Here is a 2,905-nt window from a genome sequence, read left to right as displayed (position 1 = left end):
CCCCAGCCCCGCGACGCCGCGTCCCCTGGTGCCGGACGCCCTACGCGAGGGCGCTCTCGACGACCGCGGACAGGCGAGCGGCGATCGCTGTCGCCTGGGCGGTGCTCGGCGCCTCCACCATGACCCGCACCAGCGGCTCCGTGCCTGACGAACGCAACAGCACCCGGCCCTCATCGCCCAGCTCGGCCTCTGCGGCCGCCACGGCCGCGGCAAGTGCCGGTGAGGTGGAAACCTTGGAGCGGTCGACGCCCCGGACGTTCACCAGCACCTGCGGCAGCCTTGTCATGACCTTCGCCAGCTCCGCCAACGGGCGGTCGGTCTCGGCCATCCGGCCCAGCACCTGCAACGCCGTGAGCAAGCCGTCCCCGGTCGTCGCGTGCCCGAGAAAGACGACGTGCCCGCTCTGCTCCCCGCCGAGGGACAACGCCCGCTCGCGCATGGCCTCCAGTACGTAGCGGTCACCGACGGGTGTCGCGATCACATTGATACCGGCGTCCCGCATCGCATGATGCAGGCCGAGGTTGGACATCACCGTCACTACGAGAGTGTCGTCGGCAAGATCACCGCGTTCACGCAGCGCAAGTGCGCACAGCGCAAGGATCTGATCGCCGTCGACGACCTCGCCATTGGCGTCGACGGCGAGACAGCGATCAGCGTCCCCGTCATGCGCGATACCGGCGTCGGCACCGTGCGCAACCACGGCGGCCCGCAGGGAGTCCAGCTGGGTTGCGCCGCAGCCGTCGTTGATCCGGAGGCCGTCCCCGTCCGCATGCAGGGGAATCACGTCAGCACCAGCGGCACGCAACACATGTGGCGCCAACGCCGACGCGGCTCCCTGCGCACAGTCGACCACGACCCGGAGACCGGTCATCGGGGCGGGAACAGCCGCCAGCAGGAAGTCCGTGTAGCTCTCCACAAGTGCCGTATCGTCGCGGACGCGCCCGATCGCCGCCCCGGTGGGACGGTCCGACGCGGGGGTGGCGAGACGGCCGGCGATCTCGTCCTCGATCTCGTCCGGGAGTTTGTAGCCCCCGGCCGCGAACAGCTTGATGCCGTTGTCCGGCATGGGGTTGTGGCTCGCCGAGAGCATCACCCCGAGGGCCGCGCCCGCGCCGATCACCGCGTGCGCCACCGCCGGTGTGGGCACGACACCGATCCGCAGGACGTCCGCGCCAGCCGACGCAAGACCCGCGACGACGGCGGCTTCCAGGAACTCCCCGGATGGCCGCGTGTCGCGCCCCACGACCACAACCGGATGCCCGCTGCCGGCGGCATGATGCTCAGCGAGCACCCCGACGGCCGCGGCCGACAACGCCAACGCCAACTCGGCGGTGAGGTCGGCATTGGCGACCCCACGCACACCATCCGTACCGAAGAGCCTCGCCACTGCAAGATCCCGCGAAGCCAACGCGTCAGCGCTTGCTGTACTGGGGTGCCTTCCGGGCCTTCTTGAGGCCGTACTTCTTGCGTTCCTTGACCCGGGCGTCACGCGTCAGGAAGCCCGCCTTCTTCAGAATCGGGCGAGATTCCTCCTCCGCGAGGGTCAGCGCCCGCGCGAGCGCAAGCCGAAGGGCGCCCGCCTGGCCGGAAACACCGCCGCCATGCAGCCGCGCCGCCACATCGTAGGACTCGGTTCGGTCCAGCGCCTTGAGCGGCTCGTTGACAAGCTGCTGGTGGACCTTGTTAGGGAAATACTCCTCCAGGGAGCGCCCGTTGAGGGTCCACTTGCCGGTGCCCGGCAGGAGGCGTACCCGGACAACAGCCTCCTTGCGCCGACCGGTGGCGCGAGGGTTGCCCTGGGCGTCGGTCACGACAGCCACGTCGTCTGTCCCTTCCTGGTCAGATGGCCCGCGGCTTAGAGCGCCCGGCAATAGGGGCGTGGATCAAGGAGCGGGATTGAGGTACGTCTATCACGAGGCGGCGGAGGGAACCACCCTGGCCTTGGCTGGCGACCGACGGCAACGGCGCGAGGCGTGTGCTCAACCTCGCGATGCCGCGTCCCCTCCTGCCCGCGCTCTTACTGCGCGACCTGGGTGATTGCGAATGGGTGGGGCTGCTGAGCCTGGTGGGGATGGGTCGGCCCGGCATAGACCTTGAGCTTGCTCCCCTGCGCCCTGCCCAGCTTGTTCTTCGGCAGCATGCCCTTGATGGCCTTCTCGACGATGAGCTGGGGCCGCGTGTCGAGCAGTGACCCATAGGGGGTGCTACGCAGGCCGCCAGGATAGCCGGAGTGGCGATGATACTGGGCCTGCTCCCGCTTGTTACCGCTCAGGGCAACCTTGCCCGCGTTCACGATGATGACAAAGTCACCGGTGTCGATGTGCGGCGCGAATGTCGGCTTGTGCTTGCCGCGCAGCAGCTGAGCGGCCTGGCTGGCCAGCCTGCCGAGCACCACGTCCGTGGCATCGATGACATGCCAGGCCTGCTGGACGTCCGTGGGCTTGGGCTGGTACGTGCGCACAGGTCTGCCTTTTCTTGTCAGCGGATGCATCTCAATTGTGCCTTTGGGCCGCTCACGCAGCTTGGCGTGTAGCTCTCACAACCCGCCAGGAAGCTCAGGCCCCTCCAGACCGCCGATGACGCGAAAACCATGATCACATCACCCTTGGCCGGCTGGTCTTTAAGGTTACCAGGCGAATGACGCGGACGGTCGGCGAGGTCGCCAGCCTCATCGACATCCGTGAAGATCTACCAGGCACACCGTAGTCTGCGGGAGGTGGACGAAAAACCGCCAGAGCGCTCACCCGGCGTTTCGGGGGACTCCTTCGGGCATGCCGCCGATCCGTGGCTCCCGGCCATGGATGACCCGCTGTTCGGCCCGCTGCACGGATTGCCGCCGTCGATCAGGAGACCCACGTGGACACCTGACGCGGGCGCCGCCCTTCCAGGGCTGGACGAGCCGGGA

General features: G+C 68.3%; 4 protein-coding genes. 1 reads left to right on the top strand and 3 read right to left on the bottom strand.

What is annotated here, in order from left to right; all coding sequences use genetic code 11:
- Window positions 1-40 precede the first annotated feature (40 nt).
- From glmM to rplM, 3 genes are all read right to left on the bottom strand, one after another.
- Window positions 41-1,387, bottom strand: coding sequence for a phosphoglucosamine mutase (gene glmM, locus MJ785_RS02135; RefSeq protein WP_239311814.1), 1,347 nt, complete (start codon window positions 1,385-1,387; stop codon window positions 41-43).
- A 25-nt stretch (window positions 1,388-1,412) separates the two neighbouring features.
- The gene (gene rpsI / locus MJ785_RS02130) at window positions 1,413-1,820 is read right to left on the bottom strand and encodes a 30S ribosomal protein S9 (protein ID WP_239311812.1); all 408 of its coding nucleotides are present in this window, start codon (window positions 1,818-1,820) and stop codon (window positions 1,413-1,415) included.
- Window positions 1,821-2,017: 197 nt separating this feature from the next.
- Window positions 2,018-2,461 carry a 50S ribosomal protein L13 gene (gene rplM, locus MJ785_RS02125; protein WP_239311810.1) on the bottom strand — a complete coding sequence of 148 codons (444 nt, stop codon included), beginning with the start codon at window positions 2,459-2,461 and terminating at the stop codon, window positions 2,018-2,020.
- Window positions 2,462-2,680: 219 nt separating this feature from the next.
- Here rplM and MJ785_RS02120 point away from each other — a divergent pair.
- A partial coding sequence (locus MJ785_RS02120; protein WP_239379961.1) for a hypothetical protein occupies window positions 2,681-2,905 on the top strand: 225 nt, incomplete at its 3' end.

Origin of the sequence: Protofrankia sp. CiT1, assembly GCF_917627335.1 — a bacterium.
Taxonomy (GTDB): Bacteria; Actinomycetota; Actinomycetes; order Frankiales; family Frankiaceae; genus Protofrankia.
Note: the sequence above shows the minus strand (reverse complement) of the source record. Positions and strands in the feature narration are given on the sequence as shown.